The organism is Streptomyces sp. G7(2002) (assembly GCF_028870195.1).
In the GTDB taxonomy this organism is placed as follows: domain Bacteria; phylum Actinomycetota; class Actinomycetes; order Streptomycetales; family Streptomycetaceae; genus Streptomyces; species Streptomyces nigrescens.
Map to the genome: position 1 here is coordinate 663,830 of NZ_CP102609.1, position 22,352 is coordinate 686,181.

At 70.9% G+C, this 22,352-nt stretch carries 21 protein-coding genes; 7 read left to right on the forward strand and 14 right to left on the reverse strand.

Features of this window, described 5'->3' with window-relative positions:
- Positions 1-128 precede the first annotated feature (128 nt).
- From NUT86_RS02930 to NUT86_RS02940, 3 genes are all read left to right on the forward strand, one after another.
- Positions 129-1,832 (forward strand): sensor histidine kinase, encoded by a 1,704-nt coding sequence (locus NUT86_RS02930; RefSeq protein ID WP_274733182.1) that lies wholly within the window; start codon positions 129-131, stop codon positions 1,830-1,832.
- Positions 1,825-2,508 carry a response regulator gene (locus tag NUT86_RS02935; RefSeq protein ID WP_159491482.1) on the forward strand — a complete coding sequence of 228 codons (684 nt, stop codon included), beginning with the start codon at positions 1,825-1,827 and terminating at the stop codon, positions 2,506-2,508. The genes NUT86_RS02930 and NUT86_RS02935 overlap by 8 nt, the downstream gene beginning before the upstream one ends.
- 261 nt (positions 2,509-2,769) lie before the next feature.
- A complete protein-coding gene (locus NUT86_RS02940; RefSeq protein ID WP_274733185.1) occupies positions 2,770-3,765 on the forward strand; it encodes a serine hydrolase in 996 nt (331 codons plus the stop codon).
- Positions 3,766-3,846: 81 nt separating this feature from the next.
- Here the strand turns inward: NUT86_RS02940 and NUT86_RS02945 are convergent, their stop codons facing one another.
- The 6 genes from NUT86_RS02945 to NUT86_RS02970 form a co-directional block, all read right to left on the reverse strand.
- Entirely contained in the window at positions 3,847-4,083 is a 237-nt protein-coding gene (locus NUT86_RS02945) for a hypothetical protein (RefSeq protein ID WP_093646956.1), read from the reverse strand.
- Between the two features lie 626 nt (positions 4,084-4,709).
- Positions 4,710-6,317, reverse strand: coding sequence for an SMI1/KNR4 family protein (locus tag NUT86_RS02950; protein WP_274733187.1), 1,608 nt, complete (start codon positions 6,315-6,317; stop codon positions 4,710-4,712).
- A gap of 127 nt (positions 6,318-6,444) precedes the next feature.
- Complete coding sequence (locus NUT86_RS02955) at positions 6,445-7,323, reverse strand: hypothetical protein (RefSeq protein ID WP_274733188.1); 879 nt, start codon at positions 7,321-7,323, stop codon at positions 6,445-6,447.
- Positions 7,324-7,392: 69 nt separating this feature from the next.
- Positions 7,393-7,869 carry a hypothetical protein gene (locus tag NUT86_RS02960; RefSeq protein ID WP_274733189.1) on the reverse strand — a complete coding sequence of 159 codons (477 nt, stop codon included), beginning with the start codon at positions 7,867-7,869 and terminating at the stop codon, positions 7,393-7,395.
- Positions 7,870-8,069: 200 nt separating this feature from the next.
- Complete coding sequence (locus NUT86_RS02965) at positions 8,070-8,795, reverse strand: nucleotidyltransferase domain-containing protein (protein ID WP_274733191.1); 726 nt, start codon at positions 8,793-8,795, stop codon at positions 8,070-8,072.
- A 65-nt stretch (positions 8,796-8,860) separates the two neighbouring features.
- A complete protein-coding gene (locus NUT86_RS02970) occupies positions 8,861-10,402 on the reverse strand; it encodes a hypothetical protein (RefSeq protein ID WP_274733192.1) in 1,542 nt (513 codons plus the stop codon).
- A 115-nt stretch (positions 10,403-10,517) separates the two neighbouring features.
- Between NUT86_RS02970 and NUT86_RS02975 the strand changes: the two genes are divergently transcribed.
- A complete protein-coding gene (locus NUT86_RS02975; protein WP_274733194.1) occupies positions 10,518-11,618 on the forward strand; it encodes a bifunctional class I SAM-dependent methyltransferase/NUDIX hydrolase in 1,101 nt (366 codons plus the stop codon).
- A 128-nt stretch (positions 11,619-11,746) separates the two neighbouring features.
- On the opposite strand, the gene NUT86_RS02980 is transcribed toward NUT86_RS02975, so the two are convergent.
- From NUT86_RS02980 to NUT86_RS03015, 8 genes are all read right to left on the reverse strand, one after another.
- Positions 11,747-13,150: an MFS transporter gene (locus tag NUT86_RS02980; protein WP_274733196.1), complete on the reverse strand. Its 1,404-nt coding sequence runs from the start codon at positions 13,148-13,150 to the stop codon at positions 11,747-11,749.
- The gene (locus NUT86_RS02985; RefSeq protein ID WP_148591755.1) at positions 13,147-13,581 is read right to left on the reverse strand and encodes a MarR family winged helix-turn-helix transcriptional regulator; all 435 of its coding nucleotides are present in this window, start codon (positions 13,579-13,581) and stop codon (positions 13,147-13,149) included. The genes NUT86_RS02980 and NUT86_RS02985 overlap by 4 nt, the downstream gene beginning before the upstream one ends.
- A 102-nt stretch (positions 13,582-13,683) precedes the next feature.
- On the reverse strand, positions 13,684-14,223 hold the full coding sequence (locus NUT86_RS02990) for a VanZ family protein (protein WP_274733199.1): 540 nt from the start codon (positions 14,221-14,223) through the stop codon (positions 13,684-13,686).
- Positions 14,224-14,403: 180 nt separating this feature from the next.
- Entirely contained in the window at positions 14,404-15,294 is an 891-nt protein-coding gene (locus NUT86_RS02995) for a phytanoyl-CoA dioxygenase family protein (RefSeq protein ID WP_274733201.1), read from the reverse strand.
- Between the two features lie 10 nt (positions 15,295-15,304).
- Positions 15,305-16,087, reverse strand: a complete 783-nt coding sequence (locus NUT86_RS03000) for a class I SAM-dependent methyltransferase (protein WP_274733203.1) — start codon at positions 16,085-16,087, stop codon at positions 15,305-15,307.
- Between the two features lie 77 nt (positions 16,088-16,164).
- The gene (locus tag NUT86_RS03005) at positions 16,165-16,908 is read right to left on the reverse strand and encodes a class I SAM-dependent DNA methyltransferase (RefSeq protein WP_159491468.1); all 744 of its coding nucleotides are present in this window, start codon (positions 16,906-16,908) and stop codon (positions 16,165-16,167) included.
- 20 nt (positions 16,909-16,928) lie between these two features.
- The gene (locus NUT86_RS03010; RefSeq protein WP_274733205.1) at positions 16,929-18,101 is read right to left on the reverse strand and encodes a YcaO-like family protein; all 1,173 of its coding nucleotides are present in this window, start codon (positions 18,099-18,101) and stop codon (positions 16,929-16,931) included.
- A 24-nt stretch (positions 18,102-18,125) separates the two neighbouring features.
- A complete protein-coding gene (locus NUT86_RS03015; RefSeq protein ID WP_274733206.1) occupies positions 18,126-19,019 on the reverse strand; it encodes an aKG-HExxH-type peptide beta-hydroxylase in 894 nt (297 codons plus the stop codon).
- A 587-nt stretch (positions 19,020-19,606) separates the two neighbouring features.
- Here NUT86_RS03015 and NUT86_RS03020 point away from each other — a divergent pair.
- The 3 genes from NUT86_RS03020 to NUT86_RS03030 are packed head-to-tail and all read left to right on the forward strand — an operon-like array spanning position 19,607 to position 22,261.
- Positions 19,607-20,749 carry a glycosyltransferase family 4 protein gene (locus NUT86_RS03020; protein ID WP_266436975.1) on the forward strand — a complete coding sequence of 381 codons (1,143 nt, stop codon included), beginning with the start codon at positions 19,607-19,609 and terminating at the stop codon, positions 20,747-20,749.
- Positions 20,749-21,693, forward strand: coding sequence for an NAD-dependent epimerase/dehydratase family protein (locus tag NUT86_RS03025; RefSeq protein ID WP_159491461.1), 945 nt, complete (start codon positions 20,749-20,751; stop codon positions 21,691-21,693). The genes NUT86_RS03020 and NUT86_RS03025 overlap by 1 nt, the downstream gene beginning before the upstream one ends.
- Positions 21,686-22,261: a sulfotransferase family protein gene (locus NUT86_RS03030; RefSeq protein ID WP_159491459.1), complete on the forward strand. Its 576-nt coding sequence runs from the start codon at positions 21,686-21,688 to the stop codon at positions 22,259-22,261. Before NUT86_RS03025 ends, NUT86_RS03030 begins: the two co-directional genes overlap by 8 nt.
- The last annotated feature ends 91 nt before the right edge of the window (positions 22,262-22,352 follow it).

The window sequence follows — 22,352 nt, forward strand, 5'->3', positions numbered from 1 at the left end:
CCTTCCCGTACCCGTTCCTCTGCCTCTCGCCAGGGCTCTCTCTTTCGTAGGGCCTCTGTCTTTGGTCAGAGGCGGCTCGCCCTCAAGGAGCAGGGGAACCTCATGCGAGGCCTCCGATAATCGGCGTTATGTCGTCCAGCACCCCACCTGTGGCCGAAAACCGTCCTACCCGAAGCTTCTTTGCGGGGCCCGGGGAGCAAGGGCGGTGGCTGCTGTGGCGGGCGGCGGGCGAGGCGCTCCTGGCCGGGGCCCTGGTGCTGCTCGTCCACGAGGGCGTGTCGACGATCGACGGCAGGCTGGAGGGCGGCGCGTCGGCCCTGGGACTCATCGGCATCGCACTGGTGCTGGTGCGGCGCCGGTTCCCGGTGGCTTGTGTGGCCGGGCTGGCCGCGCTGATGGGGGTGGTGCCCGCCGTGGCGCTGCTGACCGCGGTGGCTGCCTACACCGCGGCCCGGCAGACGAGAACACCGCGGCGGCGGATCGGGGTGCTGCTCGGGGCGGCCGCCCTGACGATGCTGACCTGCGCGGCGTTCACCCCCGAGCTGGAGATGGGCAGCAGGCTCTTCGGCCTTGCGCTGGGTGCGGTGTTCGCCGTCACCACGGTCGTGCTGCCGGGGCTGGCCGGTACCGCCGGAGGGCAGCAGGACCGGCTGCTGCGGGCATTGCGGGAGCGCGCGGCCGCCGCCGAGGAGGCGCGGCGGCTGGCGGACAGCGAGTCGCGGATGCGCGAACGGTCGCGTATCGCCGCGGAGATGCACGATCTGGTCGGGCACCGGCTGAGCCTGGTCTCCCTGCATGCGGGCGGGCTGGAGATGGCTCTCCTCAAGGAGGCACCCGAACTGCGGGACGAGGCCGCTGTGGTGCGCCGTGCCACCCGCGACGCCATGCAGGAGCTGCGGGAGGCGCTGGGGGTCCTCGGCCCACTGGGGAGCGACACCGGCACCGGCGCGCTGACCGACGCGACGGGCACCCGCGCGGACATCGAGGCGCTGGTCGAGGAGTCGCGCAGCGGCGGCGTCCCCGTCGCGTTCTCCTGGGAGGGGCCCGATCTCGACGCCCGGCCGGCCCAAGTACGGCGAGCGGTCCACCGCGTGGTGCGCGAGTCGCTCACCAACGTCCACCGGTACGCGGCCGAGGCCCATGTGACGGTCGCGGTCCGCCACACCGACCAGCGGGTGGCGGTGCGGGTGCGCAATGGCGTTCCGCCCACGCGGCCCGCTGCCGTGACCGGGCTCGGCTCGGGGCGCGGGCTGACCGGGTTGAGGGAGCGGGTGACGCTGCTCGGTGGCAGCTTGGAGGCCGGGCGGACGTCCGGTGGCGGCTTCGCCGTGGCTGCCGAGATCCCCGCTACCCCGGGGCCCGGCGCGGAGACGGCGGACGCGGCGCCGGACGACAGCGGATCGGCCTCCGTCGACGAGTCCCGCAGCAGGCTCTCGGTCCTCCAGCGGCGCGTTGCCGGCGCCGTCATCGGGCTGCTCGGCCTGGCGGGGGTGGGCGTGATGATGCTGTTCGCGGTCTTGCTGGTGGACCATTCGCGCTATGAGCTCGCCTATCAGAGCCCCGAAAAGCCCCGGTTGGGGATGACGAGGGGGCAGGTGGAGCGCGCCGTGGCACCGGACGACGACGCGTCGCGCGCGGCCGCCGCCGGGCGCGAGCCGCCGCGGCCGGCTTCCGCCACGGACTGCATGTATCCGTACGCGGGCGGGAAGCGCAAAGGCGGGCGGATGGAGCTCGTCCGTTACTGCTTCCGGTCCGACACCTTGATCGCAATCGACCGTTTCACGGTCCCCATCGTGACCGAACCGCCCCATGAGAGCAGGATGCATGACTGATCAGATCAACTCCGCGGGCTCCGGGCCGGGTTCCGCGATCCGGGTACTGCTCGCCGACGACGAGGAGCTGATCCGGCACGCCATCGCGCTGATCCTCCGGCACGCCGACGGCATCGACGTGGTGGGCGCGGCGGCCAACGGTGCCGAGGCCGTCCGGCTCGCCACCGAGCACCGGCCCGATGTGGTGCTCCTCGACGTCCGCATGCCCGTACTTGACGGGCTCGCGGCCGTCGCACCGCTCATCGCCCTGGACCCCGCGCCGCAGGTCGTCATGCTCTCCACCTTCGGCGACGAGGAGAACGTCACCCGCGCCCTACAGGCAGGCGCCACCGGCTTCCTCCTCAAGGACGGGGGGCCGCAGGAGCTGATCAGCGCGGTACGGGCCGCGGCCGCGGGTGACGCCGTGCTCTCGCCCGGCGTCACCGGGGTCGTCATCCGGCGGATGCTCAGCGGCGGCACCGGCTCCCCCGACCCCAGGGTGGCGGGACTGACGGACCGGGAGCGGGAGGTGCTGGTCATGCTGGGCGAGGGGCTGTCGAACCTGGAGATCGGCACACGGCTCGGCATCGGGGTGGGGACGGTCAAGTGCCACGTCGGATCGATCCTGGGAAAGACGGGGTGCAGCAGCCGGGTGCAGGCTGCGCTGCTGGCGCACCAGGCCCGACTCATGGGCTGAGTCGCAGGCCGGGCCGGGGAGTTGAGCACCGTCCGGAGGAAGCCGGGTCTCTCTTCACGCACAGGGGACGCGGTCCGGAAGGACGGCGCCGGCCGCGGCGATTCCGACCTTGGACAGACACACGCTACACAGACGCTACCCAGAACTCCCCGTCCACCACCGGCAGTTGGGATCTCTTCGACAACACTCCCCCCACACGTCCTGCGCCTGCGCCTGCGCCTGCGCCGATTGTTCATCCCCCCACAAAGGAAGTGATCAGACATGAGATGGGTTTCCACCGTTACCGCGGCGGCCATAGGAGCCGGAGTGGTTGCCGGACCTGTCGCAGCGGCCACACCGTCCGCCGCAGCACCGCAACGAGGCGAGGCAGTCACCTCGACGGTGCACTGCACGTCCAAAGACCGAGAGCTGGCGAAGAAGCTGTCGGACGACATAGCCGGGGCACTGGCAAGCCGGAAGAGCATGGCATCGCTCTCCTTCTACGACCGCCCGACCAAAACCAGGTGCACCTCTGACGCCGCCAAGAAGTACGACTCGGCCAGCGTGGCGAAGACGATAATTCTCGCGGCCCTGCTGTACGAGAAGGGCGGCACCCTCACCGAGGCAGAAGACGCTCTCGCCCGCAAGATGATCACCGAATCGGACAACGCCTCCGCCACCACCTTGTGGAAGCAATTGTCCGATCTGACGGATCCTGCAAAGCCGAACCCTGTCAAGATCCAGGAATTCCTTGACAAGGCCGGTATGGATCACACCGTCCTCGACCAGGAAGGCTCCTGGGGCCTGACCCAAGTCACCGCAGACGACCAGGCCAAGCTCTTGCGTCTCTTCTCCGGCGACGATGACGCGGTCCTCGGGAGCAAGGCTCGCGCTTACGCCCTCGGACTCATGAACCACGTCCAGAGCACCCAGCGCTGGGGAGCGACAGCAGGCGCCCCACTCGACTCCGTGATCCAGGTGAAGAACGGCTGGATGCAGCGCAGCCAGAACGCTGACGTCGAATCCTTCGACAGGGGTGACTGGAAAGTGAACAGCATGGCCGTCCTCACCGAAAACGGCTACGACTCAGGGCTGGCCATACTCACCGAGAACAACAGAGTCCCCGAAGGGCACCCCGCAAAGGAAGGGTGGGATTACGGGATCAAAACGATAGAGACCGTCTCCCGCACCATATACCGCGACATTTATCCAGGCGCTGAGGGCTACGACCCCAGCGGACCGAGTTCTCCGGCCGCCGAGCCGTCCACAGCGAAGTAAAGCTGTCGGTGCCTGACCTCCGAGCCCGGGGTGGCGCGATAGGCGCTCCCCCGGGCTCGGGCTCGTGCTCGGACAGGACGATCAGGCCGGCTTGTGTTCGTGGGCCGGGGCCCCGTTGATGTCCAGAACCTCGCGGAAAGCGGTCATGCACGGCGAGCAATAGCGTGCGGTGGGGTCATCCTCCTGGTCCGACGGCCTGGGGCCGTGGGAAGCCAGCTTGCGGCCGCACAAGGTCGCACGGGCGTCGTGCTTGGCCATGACGTGCCACACCTGTCCTGAGCTGCCGGTCGTTGAGGGGCCGGCGCGCATCTCGTACATGGGCCTCTCCCTGATACTGGTGGGGGGCTGGACGGCAGGGAACAAGCCGCCGCCTCCAGCGCCGTGGGTCCGGTTCCATCCGTTGCTCATGGAACACCGGGACACTCGGCTGGGCCATCGAAGGAGGGCTGGTCGGGTGAACCGACACCGCGCCGGGTTCGGCCCTCAGTGGCCGGGGGAAAGGATGCGCGCCGCGCTGCGCGGATCCGGAGGGCGGCCGGGCACGGCGTGTAAGGGGGCGCGCCCGCGGATGCTGACAGATAGGGGCTGGTGGACGGCCGCCGCGAGAGCGGGCCGCAGCGGCTCCTCAGGGATCCGAGACCGCTGAGGAATCCCCCGCCCGTCGCTGACGGTGCACGAAGGTGTCGATGACGGACACGTTCCGTGAGCTGGCATACGGCCCGCAGCGCGCCGTATGCGCGCAGGTCACAGCGACCCGCCCGTACGGTGCCGCGATGCGGAGATCCACAACGACCGACCGCGCTCCACGCGGGGCCACGCAAGACGAGGCAGTTCTGACCGTCGCTGTGCCGCCGCCTTCTCATCAGCCCTCCCCACGCCTGCCCCCACGCCTGCCCCGCCAACGACGACCGGCGGCGTCGGCGTCGATAGCGGGGCCGCGTCGTTCACCCGCTGGCGGACTTGAAGCTGCCGGTGGCGCGGAACGCGTTCTCGGTGGGGAGGCCGAGGCGGGCTGCCCAGGCGAGGGCGTCGTCGAGGGTGGCGTCCTCGTCGGCGAGGCGGGCGGCAGTCAGGGAGGGCGGCACTTCGCCCTTGTCCAGCAGGGTGGTCCACTGGCGTCCGGTGAGGGCTAGGTAGCGGAGCTCCGTCAGGTCGGCGAGGACGGTCGGATCGGGGGCGTCCGCTCGGGAGAGGTCGAGACCGCGCAGGTGGGGGATGGTGCGCAGGGGGGCGAGGTCGGTCGGGACGGTGGTGGTCAGGTCGAGGGAGGTGAGGTGGGGGTGGCCTGCGAGCGGGGTCAGATTGCCGTCGTCGAGGGTGATGCGCAGGGATTCGACGGGCAGTTCGCGCACCGGCGTCAGATCGGCGGTGGTGGAGCGGTTGAGGTGCAGCCGGCGGAGGTGGGGGGCGGCGGTGAGCGGGGCGAGGTCGACGAGGGCGGAGGCGTTGTTGATGTGGATTGCCTGGAGGGTGGGCGGAACCTCGTCGGGGATCTCGCCGATGATCTGCCGGGGGGCGGGGTCACCGGCGGGTTCGAGCAGGGAGAGGTGGTCGCCGTGTCTCTCGTATGCGCCCTGGTCCAGAAGTTCCAGGTAGTGGCCGAGGAGTGCGGTGACCGAGTCGGCGAGGTAGGCGGGTCCCTCGTCGTAGTCGCGGCCGGTGCGGATGAGCTGGCCGGGGCGACCGTTGCGGGCCGGGTCCGTGTCGATGGCCAGGAAGTTGCCGTCCTCGCTGGTGGCGAAGCGCAACCAGCCGGGGTGGGCTCCGCAGCGGCGGACGGTATCTGCGGGGGTGGTGTCGAAGACGACGGCGTCCCATTCCAGGTCCCAGCCGTACCAGGGTCGTTCGCCCGCGCTCCAATCGGTGTGCTCGGCGACGAGGCTCTTCAGCGACAGCCAGGCGTTGCCCTGGAACAGGTAGCGGTTCTCGTAGTCGATGCCGTCGCCGTCGGCGATCGTGTAGAGCGCCCGCAGGTCGGCGGGCAGGCGGCGGCCGAGACGGCGTTCGGCTTCGTCGAGGGCGGCGGCGGTGGCGGGCGGGGGCAGTTCGTCGCGGTGTCCCAGGATCGCGGCGCGCCGTTCGAGGTAGGCGCGGAAGCGGGCCACGGCCGTCTCGGGGTCGCCTGCCGGTGCGGCGGTGCCGAGCTCCTGTCCCAGCCCGGGCTGGGACAACCGGTAGTCGGGGTCCAGGACCACCTGGAAGCCGCTGCCCATTCCGGTCACCCGGGTGATGGCGTCGTGGAAGGCGACGAACCGGTACTCGCCCGACGGCCGGCATCGGAATTCGAGGCTGACGGGTTCCCAGCCGCGGTCCTTGCGCAGTGTCTCCGCCAGGGCCATGAGTTCGCGGTAGGGGTTGGGCACGCCCGTGTTCCAGCGGTCCCTCGGCGGGGTGTAGCCGCCGGTCGCGGACGTACCGCCCCGCCCTGCCCGGCAGTGCAGTACTGCGTGTGTCCAGCCGCTCGGGGCGTTCGCGACGAGCGCCTCGACTATGGGCCGTACGGCCTGCTCCACCATGCTCTGCTCCCGTGCTTTGGTTTCCTTGCCGGGCATCATGGCAGCGACCACTGACACTGGGCCGTTGGGAGCCTGCACGCGCCCCGGCGTCGGGAACAGCAAGAAGCGTGAGACGAGGTGTACCGGGCGCGCGGGCCGCGGAGCCGGCCCTTGGTGGTACGCCTCAGGCGCCACCGCGGATGACCCGGCGGGCGGCCTTGAGCCAGCTGGATTTCTGGGTGGCGAGCTTCCGGAATTCCGCGGCGTGGCTGCGCACCACATCGTGTTGGATCCGCGTCTCCGCCTTGCCCCAGACAGACACGAGCCGGGTTTCTTGTTTGCACCGCACGTCCGCCTCCGCCGCCGCGATCTCCTGGCGGGAAGGCCGGGGGGACTTCGCCCAGCGGTCATCGCCGGCGGCGGCCAACGGGTCCGGATAGCGATACCCGTTCCCCTTCATACAGGCACTCCAGGAACGGACGGCGGACCGCACCGCACGATGCTGCTGAGATGCCGTGAACTCATCTCGGATACGTCGGTTGAACTGCGCCGTGCTGCCCTTCGGGACGCCTCGCAGCAGGTGGACGTGCGCCTTCTTCCAGCACCCGCCGACGCCGTCCTTCCCGTATGCGGCGAGCTGCGCGGCGCGTGGCATCTTCTCCCTGGCCCGCCAGATCTCGTCCCGCCGAGCCGTCTCCGGCGGGGCCGGCGGCAGGTGGTATCCGAACCGGCGGGCGACGTCCGGTTCGATGACCCCGTAACGGCGTCGTTGCGGCGGGTCCGGGTCGACGGTGCTCGGTTGAGGAAGCGCCCTCCAGGCCTTCCCCTTGGTGCGCATGCAGTCGCGGATCAGGACGTCTTCGGCCGATTCGATGGTGTGGACATCGGGGCCGGAGAGCGCATAGGCGTCGAACGGCAGGACCAGGCGGCGTACTTCCTCGGAGGCGGGCGGCACTGCGGGGGGCCGCGAAGCGTGGCGCGGCGGGGAGGGCACTACCCCGGACGAACATCCGGTGACCAGGGCCAGCAGAGCCAGGACGGCGGCGATATGACGGAATGGCATGGTGACCTCACTACGCACTGCGGCGTGGTGGGGCGGCCGCTCTCACGGACGCCCCACCGCACTGCGCTGCTACCGGAACGTCACACAGCTGGCCTTGTTGTCGAAGCCGTTGTTCGACAGGTCGTTGTCGGAGCTGTGTGCATTGGAGTAGTAGTGCGGTCCGACGCAGCTGCCGGCGTGGTCGCTGAGCACCACGAAGTGGGACGTGGTGTTGTTGACCGAGCTGGTGCCGTTGTTGATCGTGCGGCCCTTGTGCGGTCCGCTCAGCCAGCGGTTGTTCCTCAGGTCGCGGTCGGAGCCCGTGACGTAGGCATAGCCGCCGTGCCGGTTGTCGTCCTTGAAGAAATAGAACTTGGCCGCATTGATGCCCACCTCGGCCGGTGCCGCGGAGTCATCTGCCGTTGCGGTCGTCGCGGAGTCATCTGCCGTTGCGGTCGTCACGGCCGGAGTGGCTGTGGTGGCGTCCGCGGTGGCCGTGCCGATCCCGATCAGTCCCACCGTGCTCAACGCGGCCGCGGTCAACGTCCGCATGATGTTGCGCTGCATGTTCTTCTCCCCCTTGCATCAACGGTGTTGCCGACGTGGGAGGGGAGCCTTCCCGGTCACGGAATGCCCCCTCAGCCCCCGGGCACCGCCCGGCGTCAGAGTCGATTCAAGCACTTGTCGCACAGCAGTACACAGAATTCGAGCAGGTTCGAAACTGCGGAGAGTAGTGATCGAGTTACGCATTCAGCCGACGCCGCTGGTCACCCACCCCAGGGTTGTGTGTACCCCTCGCGCAGCGGGCCGCCGCGCAGGTCGAGCACCTGCTCCGCCGCGGCTGCCAAGGGCGCAGGGTCGCCATGTTCGGCCACGGCTCGATGGCCGTCCAGCAGGGCCCTGCCTCGTTCCGGATCCGCGCTGAGCAGTCTGCGGGGCAGCCATTTGCCGATGCCTGTCCATGCGCCGTGGTGGGCGGTGAGCAGGTGCGCGGACTCGCCCAGGGTCGAGTCGGCGAGGGCGAGCTGTTCGTAGCGGTCGGCCGGCTGAGTGTCGATCAGGTCGTCCATGAAGCAGGTGAGGTAGTAGCGGCCTCGTTCCCACTCCGCCGGGGTGAGCGGTGGCGGGCCGGCCGCGAGTACCGCTCGGGCCTGTGCGCGTGCTCGGGACACCTGGCCGTGTGGATCCATCAGGGGCACGCCCTGGTCATAGAGGAAGAGCACGGTGCCCCGGCGACGCGCTCGGTCCCGTGCGAAGACGCCGGGAAGGTCCGCGAGGGTGTGCAGGAACAGCTCGGCCAAGCGGCCGTCGTGGCGTACCACCTCGCGGCGGCTGGTGTCCGAGTCCGGAAGCAGGACGGCCACGTCCAGATCACTGGTCGGAGTTGCCCGGCCTTGGGCGGCCGAACCGCCGAGTGTCGCGCCCAGTGCGTGCGGGAAGTGGCGGGTAACCAGGCCAAGAGCCAGGGCTGTTGGGGCTGCTGGATCATTCATGGGCGTTCATCGTGCCAGCCCCGGAGGGCGTCTTCCACCACAAGCGGTGCGGTCGCATGCCCCGGTCAGCGCAGATCCAGGCCGAGTTCCTTCTCCAGCACGGTTGCCTGTTCCGGTGTGGCGAAAACGTAGTAGCTGTCGTAGCTGGCCTCCCTGAGGTAGACGAACTGGACCTGGTAGAACCGGCGTGCGTCGTCGCCGGGATCGGGATCGACATGGTCGATGAATTCCATGATCGCCAGATGGTCGAGGTACTTGTGCGACCGGTGCTCGGTATCCTGGGTCACCAGGACACCGTTGCGGGCGAACTCCAGGGTTTCGCCGTACTCACCCCCGTACAGCCTGACGTCGGTGATGGTGACCGCGCCATCGGTGAGTGCCGCGGCATCGTCCAGAATCCTCGTGTAACTCCCCTCCAGATCACCGACACCGTCCGCGTGGGCCGAGATCGCCACGCCGAACTCCTCCAGCGCGCCGGGCACTTCATGGGGTGGCAGCTCATGGTGCGCGAACCCGGCACACCCCGCGAGCACGCTCTCGGCCTTCTCCCGGGACACCATGCCCATCCGCGTCAGGAGCGCCCCCACGTGTGCGTACGAGGACGCCCTGAACCAGAACAGCTCGTCCCGCAGGCCGCCCCCCTGCCGCTCCCCGTGCACCTCCTCATCGAGGAGCAGCTCACGCAAGCACCCCAGCGGAATCGCCGCGCCCCCGACCCGCTTGTCCGGCTGGTCCACGAACGGCACCTCGGTCCACACGTTCTCCCGCGAGCCCAGGGCCCAGGGCTCGGCGTCAGGATCGAACGGGATGTACTGCCACACCGCCCCCTTGTTGCGCCGGATCACCTCCCCCAGATACCAGCAGGCGCCCTGCACGAACGGCTCGTCCCGCGCCGCGTCGAATTCCTCCACCGTGGCGAACCGCTGCTTCACGACGACTTCCAGCCAGTCCAGCGTGTCGGGGTGGAAATTCCACCGCCACGCTCCGGCGAACGCGTCCTCGACCCAGCCGGACAGCGCCTCCTTGCGTGCGGCCAGCCACGCCGTCAGCACCGGATCCTCCGGCAGCGGCAGCCTGGGGTCCACATGCGGCGTGTGCTCCTTGACCGGCTGCCACCCCGGTATCTCCTGCTGCCGCGCCGTCACGGCCTGTCGCAGCCGCTCTGTCTCCTCGGCGAACGCGGTCCCCGTGCGGACCCGGAGGGCGTACGAGATCAGCAGCATCGGTGCGACGGGCGACAGTCCGAGATCCGGGTCCGGGCAGACCACAGGCTGCCCCGGGAGATCGCCGACCGGCCGGGCGTGCCACCCCCAGGCACCGCCCGCGACACCGAGCAGCACTTCGCCGAGGTAGGCCATCGCACTCTCCACGAACTCCCTCTGCTTCGCGCTCTCCTCGAACTCCGGCCGCTTCTCGCTCTCCTGGACGGATCCGTCGTGCTCCAGCAGGCAAGTCTCCAGCGCGGCCAGCGACTTGGGGCAGTAGTCGAAGGAGAAGTCCTCTGGAAGGTGCACCTTCTCCAGGACCAGCAGCTGATACGGCAGGTCGTCGGTCCACGTCTGCAGCAGCATCTGCGGGGAGTTCTCCGCCTGTGTCTCAGCCATCATGCGGACACTGTAGGGGCAGGTAACCCCGCCCCGGCCAGGGCACGTTGTGGGAAGTCACGGTCCGGACGTTGCCGTCAAGGTACGAGGGGCAAGCTTCCGCTGGACGCCGTACCGCATGTCCGGCTCGCTCAAGACGCTGAAAGGCAGTATCGCGATGGGAAACGTCACGCGGGAAGCACAGGAAGCACAGGAAGCATGGGACACCCACTATGGCGAAGGCCGTACCTTCCGTCCGCTCGGCGACGCCGAACTCACCTTTCTCCGTGAACTGGTTCCCGCACCGCCCGGTGGCGGCCATGCCCTGGACGTGGGCTGCGGCCTGGGCGAACTCGCCCGCCACCTCGCGGCCACCGGCTACACCGTCGATGCCGTCGACTTCGCCGCCTCGGCCCTCAGCATCGCCGAGCAGACGCCGCCGGCATCCGGCACGGTGCGGTTCGTGCAGTGCGACATCGAACGGGATCCCCTCGACGGCCTGCGCTCCTCGTACGACCTGATCGCCTTCCGGCTGAGCTATGCCTTCATCGGCGACCGCACCCGCGTCATGCACCGACTGCGCGAACGGCTGCGCCCCGGCGGCGCGGTCGTGGTGATCACCCCGGTCGTGGCGGGGGTGCCGGCCGACCGCCGCGCCATCGCACTCGACGAGGAAGAGATCACCCTGCTGTCCGCCGGCTGGCACACGGTCGAACGACGTGACGCGGAAGGGCTGGCGTTCCTCGTGCTGCGCGACCCCGCCCCGGGCCCGGTGGCCTACCGCGGCAAGGGACGCCCGTCCCCGCACGCCTTGACCGGTGCGGGCGTCGTGGTGACCGACGAAGCGGGCCGGGTGCTACTTGGCAGGTCGCTGCGGGGGACATGGGAGCTGCCCGGCGGCAAGAACGACGGCGGTGAATCATTCGTCGAGGCCGCCGTGCGCGAGCTCGAAGAGGAGACCGGCCTGCGGGCCAAGGCGGCCGATGCGCGGCTGCTGGCGATCCTGATGGACGCCGTTCACGGCATGCCGCGGGTGACCGCCGCGGTGCGCATCGTCGACTTCTGCGGCAAACCGGCCGTACGGGAGCCGGATCTCATCCACCGCTGGGAGTGGCACGACGTCGCCGACCTTCCGACTCTTGCCGCCGCACTGTTCACACCCAGCGCCCACGTCCTGGACGTCGTCTGGCCCGGACTGCTGCCCGGTCTGCCGCCCGTCCACCGGCACCCTCTCGTCTAACTCTGGTCCAACGGGCGCGAGTGGAAGCCCCGAGCCGCGAAGCACGCCTGCCGCACTGGACGATGACGATGACGATGACGATGACGAACCAGCTGAGGTGGAGGAGGCCCGGCCTGCGGGCCAGCGCGTCACGCCCGGGCGCGGGTCATGACCGTGCGGTCGGTGATCACGAGGATCAGGCCCAGGACGCTGACGATGACCATGATCAGGGCGATCAGGTGCAGGCGGTGGTCGCTGACCTGGGTGTGGAACACGACGGAGATCAGGGCGGACGAGGCGATGGAGCCGAGGAAGCCGAACGTCCGGAACAGCCCCGCAGCGGTACCGATCTCACCGGAGCCGGCCTGGGTGTACAGGGCCGTCTGATTGGCGCTGATGGTGGTGCCCAGGGTGATCCCGAAGACCAGGGTGATGACCACGATCCAGACGGTCGGTGTGCTCGCGGTGAGCGCGAGCACCCCGGCCGAGGCAGCCAGACAGGAGACCGCCGCGACGATCAGCGGCATGCGGACCAGGTTCCGTTGCGAGATCGGCCGGGCGAGCAGGGCGGAGAGCGCGCTCATGGGCAGCAGAAGCAGGCCGGCCGCCTCGGAGGACATGTTCCGGCCGGCCTGGAGCCACTGGGTGAGCCCGTAGAGGACGGTGTAGACGCACAGCGATGCCACGGCGAAGCGCAGGTAGGTGCGGGTGAGCGCCGGATTCTTGCCCAGCAGGCGTACGTCGAAGAACGGACGGCTCGTCCGTAGCTCCCACCACACGAGCCCGGCACCGATGGCGGCGGCCAGGACGAGAACGAGCCAGTCGGGGTGCGGAAGTCCCCTCAGGAACACCAACAGAGCGGCGATGGCCCCGGCGAAGCCGACGATGCCCGCCACGTCGAGGCGCGCCGCGAGCTCCCGAAGTGTTCTCGATCCCACGGCCGGCGGGTCGGAGGGAATCCAGAAGTAGGCCATGGCGAGGGCCAGTAGGGCGAAGGGGAGGTTGATGAAGAACGTGGTCCGCCATCCCCAGGCATCGACCAGCATGCCGCCCATCGGAAGGCCGAGGGCGGACGTGGCCGCACCGGCGATCATCAGGCCCCCGAGTACGCCGCCGGGCGGTGCGTCCAGCCCGGTCGCCTCCGCCCGGCGGCGGATGAGCAGCATCGCGGAGGGGTAGACGGCGGAGCTGCCCACCCCGATCAGCACCCGGGCCACGACCAGGGCGGTCAGATCCTGGCCCAGGCCACCCACGGTCCCGCCCGCCAGGACGATCAGGATGCCGGCCAGGAACACCCGGCGCGGACCGAACTCCTCCGCCAGCTTCCCGCCCATCGGCTGGGCAATCGCGCAGGCCAGGTAGAGCGCCGAGACCAGCACCGCGGTCCGCCCCACCGAGACGTGGACGGCGGCCGCGATCGGCACCAGCGCGGTCGCGATCAGCGAGGTATTGATCGCGTTGATCGCCGATCCCGTGAACAGCGGCGTCACGAACCGCCACGAGAACGCGTTCGTGGTGCGGGTGGTGCCGGGCGGTACGGCCGCCGGCGTCACAGGTTCTCGCCCAGCCGTTCGATCAGCGGCGCTGCCGCCCTCAGGGTCTCCAGCTCGGCGCGGGTGAACCCGCCCGCGGCGAGCGCCTCCGCCAGCTGCTCGGCACGGGCACTACGCCGGTTCCGCAGCTCCCGCTGCCCGTCCTCGGTGACCGACATGACCACCCGCCGGCCGTCAGCGGGATCGGGGCGGCGCCGCACCAACCCGCGCTCTTCCAGCCCGGCGAGCGTCATCCCCATCGCCTGCGGCGTGATCTGCTCGGCGCGGGCCAGCTCGCTCGTCGTCGACTCGGCCCGCTCCAGGCGCGACAGGACCGACACCTCGGGAAGCGTGAGCTCGCCCGGAAGCGGCTGGCGAAGCCGTCGCACGAACAGACCGAGGCTCACCTGCAGCGCCGAACCCACCGCGTTCACATCCAGATCATCCGCCATGATGGGAAAGCTAGCTTTCATAGTTGCGCACGTCCATCGGCTTTCGCGAAGTGGCCTGACAGCGTGCTGGAAGCCCTGCCCCCTCCCCCCCGATGACACGTTCTAGCGGCGACCGGCCCCGGACCCACTCAGCGGCGCCGATGCCTGCGACTGGCTCCCGATGCGGGGATGCTGCCCGCCAGGGGGCGTCGGCCTCCCCAGGATGCTGAGGACGAGCGCTGCGCCTACGAAGCCGGCCAGGCAGCCGGCGGTGTTGGAGAGCAGGTCATTGATGTCGGCGGTACGCCCCCATCGGACGAGGTGCTGGGCCGTCTCGATTGCGAGGGAGCCGAGGAATCCGAAGAGCCCTGCCGTGAACCAGCGGCAGCCGAGCGCGGCGAACAGGATTCCGCCCGGGAGGAACAGCGCCATGTTCACCAGGAAATCGATGAGGTCGGCGGGGTTGCTCACGTCGAGCAGGGCGATGTTGACGGGTCGGCCCCCGCCCGAGGGCGTGCCGAAGGTGAGGCTGACGACTCCGGCGGCCCATAGCCACACCAGGCCCAGCAGGACCCGCTGGGAGGTGTGGCGGGTCCGGGTGGCCGGCCAGGTGAGGAGAGCACCGGCGAATCCGACAAGGAGAGCAATCACAGCGAAAGGCATGGGGAACGGTAACCGACCGTCGCTTCTGGTGCGCCGCGGAGACGCCACTGTGGTGCAGGACTGCTGCGGAGGCCCTCACCGGCAGCGGTGAAGCCTGCGCCGAGGGGCGGCTCCCCAGGCGGATCCGCAGGCGGCTCCCCAGGCGGGCCCCGCAGCGGCCCGGTCGGCTGGCGGGGGAGGTCAGTGACGTAAGCGGGACCATAACTGGTGGTATTCGCGGGCGAGTTGGCGGATGCGGCCGAGTGTGAGGGCCGATCGTAGGGAGGCCAGGGGTTGCAGGGGGGTGTCGAGGAGGCGGGGGTCGAGGTAGGGGGTCCAGCCGGTGGCGCGTGGGTGGTAGCGGGGTGGGCCGACGCAGAGGCGTTTGGTGATCACCCAGCGGGTCTCCGGGCCGGTGTTCGGGCGGGTGGCGTGCAGGTGGTCGCCGGCGAAGACCAGCAGGTCGCCCGGTTCCAGCTCGACCTCCACCGGGTCGCCGACCGGCTGGTCCGGCAGCAGGCGCACACCGTCGTGCCGCAGGGGGCGCCGGTACGCCTGCGGCCAGAAGGTCAGACCGTTGTCCTGGCGCACCCGGCTGACGGCCATCCAGAGGTTGACCGAGTTGACGGCGGTGTTGAACCAGGAGTCCGTGTGCGCCTCGTTCGGGAGCAGGAAGCCGGTGTAGGGGCGCAGTTCCTCCTCCCTGCCGCGGACGGCGGCGTGCGGCGGCATGATCCGCACGCCCAGGTGGTCGCTCACATACAGCCGGCGTCCTTGCGGCGGCAGCGCTGCGGCGAAGCGGAGCAGCAGCCGTTGGGCGGCCGGGCGCAGCCGGCGGTCCAGCTCGTCGCGGACCGCCCGGACCTGTTCGGCGCCGGCGACATGGTGCAGATGCTCCAGGCCCCGTTCCGCGAGCCGGCCGGCCGCTTGCGGTGAGACGGCGGAGGTGACGGAGGCGAGCGCCGCGCGGTGGAAGGTGCTGCCGGGGACGAGCTGGTGCAACCCGCCGCGGACCACGACCAGATGGCCGTCGAGCACCTGGCGCAGGCGCAGCTCGCCGACCGTTGACGCGTGCAGGGTCGCCAGTGACACATCCGCTCCCTCAGTCGGACGGCTTGCTCGCGCGCAGCGAGAAGGACAGCGGCATCGACGGCAGGCCCTCCGGGAGCCGCCACCAGCCGTCCTGCCCCTGGGTCATGAAGGGCACCAATCGCCAGGCCACGAACGGCCACTCGTGCAGGAACTCCACTCGCAGGCCGGCGGCCGCCAGTGCGCTGACGACCTCGCCGAGCGAATGGCCCCAGGCGTACTCCCAGCCGGGCAGCTCCGCCTCGGGTACCGCGGTCGGACTGCGGTATTCGAAGGCCAGCGGTTCCTCCTCGCCGAAGTACGAGTAGCGGAGCCGCAGTTCGGGACGGTCGGCCTTGTTGTCGAGCATCCAGGCCGCCGGATGCGACTCGAAGACGTAGACGAAGCCGCCCGACGCGGTGAAGTGCGCGGCGACCTCGGCCCAGCGGTACAGGTCCGGCAGCCAGCCGAGCACCCCGTGCGAGGTGTAGACGATGTCGAAGGTACCGTCGAGCCGGGACGGGAGGTCGAGGACGTCCGCCTCCACGAAGACGGCCGACGGGGCGACGTCGGCGGCCAGGGAGCGGGCGGTGGCCACGCCCTCGGCGCAGAAGTCCACACCGGTCACCTGCGCCCCCAGCCGCGCCCAGGAGAGGGTGTCCAGCCCGACGTGACACTGCAGGTGCAGCAGCGAGCGGCCGCGTACCTCGCCGACCTCGGCGCGTTCCAGCGCACGCATCCGGGAGCCGCCGGTCCGGAACCCCGCGAGATCGTATTGGGCGGATGCGGCCTTCAGCGGCGTCCACCGCTGCCACATCTCATGGTTCTTCCTGAGGTACGTCTGTGGGTCACGCGACCCGCTCGGCTGTGGGTCACGCGACCCGCTCGGCGCGGTCATGCCGGCAGCTCGTAGACGCTGATGTGCCAGCGGCTGCTGTCGTCGAAGGGGGCACCGGACCACCCGCCGAACCGCTCGCGCAGCCGCAGGCCGGCGGCCGCCGCCATCAGGTCGAGCTCGCCCGGGGCCGCGTAACGGAAGACCACCTGGACGTGCCGGAAGATGCCCTCGTCGAGCACCAGGTAGTCGGAGGTGTAGCGCTGGGAGGCGGGCTGGAGACGACGGGTGCGCAGCATCGGATCACCGTTCGCACTCGCCACGGACTGGGCGCCGCCGCCGCTGTGGGCCGCCAGCACCTCGGGGAGGTGGCCGTCCAGGACGAACAGCCCCCCGGGCAGCAGGCGCTGGGCCGCCCTCGCGAAGCAGCGCAACTGGGCCTGCTGGGTGGGCAGTTCGAAGAAGGTGCCATTGGCGACATAGACCATGGCGAACTCGCCGTCGTGGTCCACCTCGGAGAAGTCACCGAAGCTGATGGTGAGTTCGTCGCCGCCGGGCTTGGCGCGAAGCTGGTCGACCATGGTCGGGGCGGCGTCGATGCCGTGGACCTGGTGCCCGCGCCCGGCCAGCGGCAGGGCCACCCGGCCCGTGCCGATGCCGAGTTCGAGCAAGGGGCCGGGCGGCGCGCTCCGGGCCAGCCGTGCCAGCAGGTCCACGGTCTCCTTGGTGCTGCCGGTAGACGGGGTGAACCAGTCGTCGTAGCGGTCGGCGAAGTCGCCCGCATAACGGGGAACCGTCGTCATCGTGCTCCTCTGGAAGGGGTTCAGCCGAAGGGGTGCGGCGGCGTGCCGGGGGCGGCCACGGAGGGCAGCGGCCGGGCGCCGGGGGCGATCAGACGGACGAAGGCCAGGTGCTCCTCGCGGAGTGCGGCGGGGGACGTGTCGACGCAGACGATGTCCTCGCCGGTGTGCTGGGCGAGCAGGCCGACGGGGTTCACGGGATCCACGGGTGCGTTCCGCGGTGCCGGCAGGGGGGTGGGGCCGTACTGCAGCCAGCGCGCCAGTGCGTCCTGATGGCCGTGGTAGGTCCACAGCGCGTGCGCGACCGCGGATGCCGGCGCACCCGTCGACACCAGCCGCTCATGGGCACGTTGGGCCGCCGGGGTGCTCATGCTCCAGCGCACCAGCAGCGCCTCCTGCGCGGCCCGTGCCAGGAGGTCCGCGCGCTCGGCCGCCGGGCCGCAGCGCGCGCCGAAGGTCTGCTCGCGGCCGGCGGAGGTGTGGAGGCAGACGGCGACGGCGCGGGCGCCCGGCGCGGACAGGGTCAGCGCGGTGGCGTGCACGCCGAGTCGCTCGCACACGCGGTGCACGGGCGGGGGAAGTTCGTCCAGCACTCCGGTGGCGGCGGGCGCATGTTCCGCGGGTGCCTGCCAGCTGCGGCGCAGCAGGTCGCGTTCCAGGATCTCCCAGGCCGCGTGCTCGACGGCCGCGGACCGCTGCCGGTGGGCCGCCAGACCGGTGGAGCCGGCGCGTGCCGGGGCGGTGCAGCCGGCGGGTGGGCGGTGCTGCAGGAAGGCCAGCGCGGCCGGCACCAGGATCTCCGTATCGGAGAGCAGGGATCGCCCGGTGATCCAGAGCTGGTGTGCGGCGCGGGCCTCGGTCCCCGCCCAGGGTGCCGGATCGAGCGCGGGCGCCCGCCTGCGCCGTAGTTCGGCGTGGCTGGCGACGAGCGCAGGGGATGCCTCCGCCGCGCGCCCGGCCAGGACATTGCCCATCCGCTCCAGCAGCTCGCCTCGGGCCCGCACCGCGACGTCGGCCGCCCGGGTGCCCGCCGCGCTGCCGATCAGCACCCGCTGCCCGCCGGCGCTCGCGGTGGCGTCGAACAGCGGACTGCGGGCGGCGACCCGGCCGAACAGCAGCTGGGATTCACCGGGGAACGGTGCGAAGACCTGCGGGGACCAGGCGGTCGGCAGGGCGCGGGCAGCGGCGGGCGGCACAGACGGACTCCCGGGGACGGTGGATCAGACGGCGGTCGGGCGCAGCAGGGCGTCGCACTCCCCCAGGACGGCGAGTCCGTGCGCGGTGAGGGACTCCCCGTGCTGCCGCAGGGTGCCGATGGCTTGCCGCGCATCGCTCGACAACCGGTCCCGGCGGGCGGCCAGAGCAGGGGTGGCGGTGGTGTGTTCCGCGTCCAGCAGGCGCCGGTAGAGCTCCGTGCAGCGGGTCAGGACCACCGCCTGCTGGAAGAGGCCCGCCAGTGGGCGCGGATCGGCCCGCAGCGGGGTCCGTACGGGGTCCACGCCGTCGGCGGCGGAGGTGAGGAACGGACTGCTCAACTGGGCGGCGTTGCAGCGTGTGTGGGTGCCCTCGTGTACCAGTGCCTCGGCGAACCGGACCGGTCCGGGCAGACCGCGGGGACTCGCGCCCAGTCGGGCGCGGTTGACGTAGACGGCGCCATGGGTGGCGAAGTCGGTGAAGCCGTCGATCGCCCGGCCCTCCAGCAGTGCCACCTGTGCCACGCAGATACGTAGTTCGGTGAGCATCTCCGGCCAGGCGGCGGCGAGCCGGTCCCGGCTGTCGTCCAGGACGGCACGCTCGGCCCGCTCCCAGCCGACCAGCCGCGACCCGCCCCTGAGGTCGGCGCCGCGGGGCCGCGCGGCCAGCGCACGCTCCACGGAGCGGGCAAGGTGCGGTGCCGGCCCGACGGGCCCCAGGGGCTCTCCCGTCGCGGTGTCCGTGCCTGCGGTCACGTTCGGCAGGTTCGCGGTCTGCACGGCGAAGGCGGCGGCCACGAGCGCGGGGCCCGCCGCCGCGGCCGCCCGGACCCCGGCGGCCGCCAACACGCCTTCTGCCACCCGCCGTACGGCCTCCTCGTCGCGGCGGGCCGCCTGCGCATCGGGGGCTACCCGCAGCACCGGTTCACCTCCACCGAGTTCACACTCCACCTCTGGGCATCAGAACCCCCGAGGTCCGGACCTCTGGGCTCGGGGACAGGCGCGGCGGGTAGCAGGCAGCCGATCTGGATCAGTCCTGGTCCGGAAGGTCGATCATGAGTGCGTAGTCGGGGAGCTCCTCGGTGACCTGCTCGATGTCCTCGTGCTCCATGTCCGTCCTTCCCTCTCGGGTCGCACACCTCAAGGAGCGTCAGCTGACGCCCGCATCGAACGTACGGGGCACCTGACCGGCAGACCACACGCCCACCGCACTGCCGTACGGAAACCGGACGCCTGCCGGCTCGCGTGCGCCGTCACCCGTGGAACACGCTCCGCCGAAGGCCAGCAGTGGATCAGTGCGCCGCGGAGCACCGGACGCCCGGGCCGCGCGGGAAGCATGTGACACCAGTGGTTCCCCGATCTGGCTGATATCTCCGCCGGGCCGATCGGGTGTGCGCCGCCATGCGCCCCGCCGTGCCACCGGCCGCTCGCCCGGCCCGGTTGTGACCGGAGGTGGCGATGGGAAGCATGGGCGCCCGTCACCACGACGCCCGGAGGCCCCTTCACCCATGCGGATCGCCTATCTGCACAGCGGCAGCATCCCCTCCGTCTACGCAAACGGTGTGCACGTCATGCGGATGTGCGACGCCTTCACCGACGCCGGCCACGAGGTCGTCCTCCACGCCCTGCCGGGCACCACCCCCGCCGACGACATCCACGCCTACTACGGCACCCGCAACCGCTTCGAGGTACGCCCCCACGGGCAGCCGGCGGTGCCGGGGGCGGGCAAATGGATCCGGGCCCGGCAGATCCGGGCCGATCTCCGCCGCCGTGGCGTGCCCGACCTGCTCTACGGACGCGACCCCTTCGCCCTGCTGGCCTGCTCGGGTCTGGCACCGCTGGTGTACGAGACACATCTGCTGTGGCCCAGCCGCAGCATCCGGGCGGTGGAGCGGTCACTGTTCCGCAGGCCCAACCTGCGCCGGGTGGTGTGCGTTTCCCAGGCACTCGCCGACGACTACCGCGCGGCCTTCCCGGAGCTCACCGCCCTGAACACCGTCGACCTGGTCGCCGCCCACGACTGCGCCGATCCGGTGCCGCTCGACGGCCCGGTGGCCCCCTTACCCGGCCGGGAACAGGCCTTACGGATCGGCTACGTCGGCCATCTCTACCCCGGGCGGGGCACGGACGTCATCCTCGGCCTGGCGGAGCAGCTCCCCGACGCCGATTTCCATCTGGTCGGCGGCACGACGGCGGACCGCACACACTGGCAGAGCCGCTGCCGCCAGCCCCATGTGTACTTCCACGGTCATCGTCCGCCGGCCGAACTGGCCCCCTTCTACCGGGCTTTCGACATCGTTCTCGCGCCCTACCAGCGGCGGGCGTACTGCGCCGGAGGCGTCGGCGAGATCAGCCGCTGGGTGTCACCGATGAAGCTCTTCGAGTACATGGCGTACGGCAAGGCCGTCATCGCCTCGGACCTGCCCGTCCTCCGGGAAGTCCTCACCGACGGGGTCAACTGCCTCCTCCGTCCGCCCGGCTCCGTCGCGGACTGGGCGCAGGCCGTCACACAGCTCGCCGAGGACACCGCCCTCCGTACGGCCCTGGGAAACGAGGCACGGCGGCAGCTGACCGAGCGCTACACCTGGCGGGCCCGCGCGGACCGGGTGCTGCCCGCTGTCCCGGCGGCCGCCGGGCCGGAGAGCCGCTGATGCGGGCGGTGGTGACCGGCGCCGCCGGGTTCATCGGCTCCCATCTGTGCGCACATCTGCTGGCCTCCGGTGACACCGTCGTCGGCATCGACGCGCTGACCGACTCCTACGACCCGGCTCTCAAGGCGCGCAACCTGCGCCTACTGGCACCGCACCCCGCCTTCACCCACCACCGGGCCGACCTGCTCGATGCGGACCTCGGCACCCTCCTCGACGGGGCAGAAGTCGTCTACCACCTTGCCGGCCAGCCCGGCGTCCGCCCCTCCTGGGGCACGGATTTCGCCCGCTACGCCGACCGCAATCTGCTGGCCACCCAGACCCTCGTCGAGGCCGCCCGGAGGCGCCCCCTGCGCAAATTCCTCTACGCCTCCAGCTCCTCCGTATACGGTGACGCGCCGGTCTTCCCCACCCCCGAGACGGTCTGTCCCCGGCCCGTCTCGCCGTACGGCGTCACCAAGCTGGCGGCTGAGCACGTGTGCGAGCTGTACCGCACCGCGCACGGACTGCCCACCGTCTCGCTGCGGCTGTTCACCGTCTACGGCCCCCGGCAGCGCCCCGACATGGCCTTCGCCCGCCTCATCGACGCCGCGCTGACCGGCGGGCCCTTCCCGCTGTACGGAGACGGCGAGCAGACCCGGGACTTCACCTACGTGGGCGACGTCGTCACCGCCATGCGCGCCGCTGCCTGTGCCGGCTTCACCGGTGTGGCCAACCTCGGCGGCGGCCGGCCGGTCTCGATGAAGCAGGCGGTCACCACGGTCGAGCAGCTGATCGGGCCGGTCATCCTCCATGCGCGGCCGGGCGGCCCCGGCGAGGCCCGGCACACCGGAGCCGATATCGCCCTGGCCGCACGGGAATTCGGCTACCGCCCCCGGACGGATCTGTACGACGGGCTGACCGCGATGGTCAAGCACACGATGACCTGGAGGCACCTCAATGGCTGAGGACCGCCCCACCCGCCCGAAGGTCTTCGGCCTCGGACTGTCCCGTACCGGCACCCGCTCCCTCACCACCGCACTGCGCACCCTGGGCTTCGACGTGGCCCACTACCCCTGCGACCCGGGTACCTACCAGGCCCTGGTGGACGGCACGGCGCGCTTCCCGCTGCTCGCGGAGCGCGACGGGATCACCGACATCACCGTCGCGCCCTACTACGAAGAACTCGATCTCGCCTGGCCCGGCGCCAAGTTCATCCTCACGGTCCGCGAGGAGCAGAGCTGGCTGCGCTCCTGTGCGTACCACTGGGAACGGCCCGTCACCAGCAAGGCGGCCCCCGGCTCGGTCTATGTCCGGGTCCAGCGCTTCCTGCGGGCGGCCGTCTACGGATGCCATGAATTCAACGCGGCGCGCTTCGCCCGGGTCCACCGCCGGCACATCGAGCAGGTGCGGCGTCATTTCGCGGGCCGGGACGACGACTTGCTGGTGCTCGACATCGTCGGCGGACAGGGCTACGAGCGCCTGGCCCCCTTCCTCGGCGTACCGATCCCGGACGAGCCCTTCCCCGGTTTCTGATCTGTCCGCCAAGCCCGGGTCCATCGCCGGTGGGTAGCCCTTCGCCCAGGGGCGGTCGTCCAGACCAGTGGGGCCACCCCCCGATACAGGG

Coding starts and splice junctions, on each gene's coding strand:
- NUT86_RS03000 (WP_274733203.1), bottom strand. CDS start 16,087: ATGTGGCAGCGGTGGACGCCGCTGAAGGCCGCATCCGCCCAATACGAT.
- NUT86_RS02975 (WP_274733194.1), top strand. CDS start 10,518: ATGTCCGGCTCGCTCAAGACGCTGAAAGGCAGTATCGCGATGGGAAAC.
- NUT86_RS02965 (WP_274733191.1), bottom strand. CDS start 8,795: ATGAATGATCCAGCAGCCCCAACAGCCCTGGCTCTTGGCCTGGTTACC.
- NUT86_RS02945 (WP_093646956.1), bottom strand. CDS start 4,083: ATGTACGAGATGCGCGCCGGCCCCTCAACGACCGGCAGCTCAGGACAG.
- NUT86_RS02940 (WP_274733185.1), top strand. CDS start 2,770: ATGAGATGGGTTTCCACCGTTACCGCGGCGGCCATAGGAGCCGGAGTG.
- NUT86_RS02930 (WP_274733182.1), top strand. CDS start 129: ATGTCGTCCAGCACCCCACCTGTGGCCGAAAACCGTCCTACCCGAAGC.
- NUT86_RS02950 (WP_274733187.1), bottom strand. CDS start 6,317: ATGCCCGGCAAGGAAACCAAAGCACGGGAGCAGAGCATGGTGGAGCAG.
- NUT86_RS03025 (WP_159491461.1), top strand. CDS start 20,749: ATGCGGGCGGTGGTGACCGGCGCCGCCGGGTTCATCGGCTCCCATCTG.
- NUT86_RS02985 (WP_148591755.1), bottom strand. CDS start 13,581: ATGGCGGATGATCTGGATGTGAACGCGGTGGGTTCGGCGCTGCAGGTG.
- NUT86_RS03030 (WP_159491459.1), top strand. CDS start 21,686: ATGGCTGAGGACCGCCCCACCCGCCCGAAGGTCTTCGGCCTCGGACTG.
- NUT86_RS03005 (WP_159491468.1), bottom strand. CDS start 16,908: ATGACGACGGTTCCCCGTTATGCGGGCGACTTCGCCGACCGCTACGAC.
- NUT86_RS02955 (WP_274733188.1), bottom strand. CDS start 7,323: ATGCCATTCCGTCATATCGCCGCCGTCCTGGCTCTGCTGGCCCTGGTC.
- NUT86_RS02935 (WP_159491482.1), top strand. CDS start 1,825: ATGACTGATCAGATCAACTCCGCGGGCTCCGGGCCGGGTTCCGCGATC.
- NUT86_RS02990 (WP_274733199.1), bottom strand. CDS start 14,223: ATGCCTTTCGCTGTGATTGCTCTCCTTGTCGGATTCGCCGGTGCTCTC.
- NUT86_RS03020 (WP_266436975.1), top strand. CDS start 19,607: ATGCGGATCGCCTATCTGCACAGCGGCAGCATCCCCTCCGTCTACGCA.
- NUT86_RS02960 (WP_274733189.1), bottom strand. CDS start 7,869: ATGCAGCGCAACATCATGCGGACGTTGACCGCGGCCGCGTTGAGCACG.
- NUT86_RS02970 (WP_274733192.1), bottom strand. CDS start 10,402: ATGATGGCTGAGACACAGGCGGAGAACTCCCCGCAGATGCTGCTGCAG.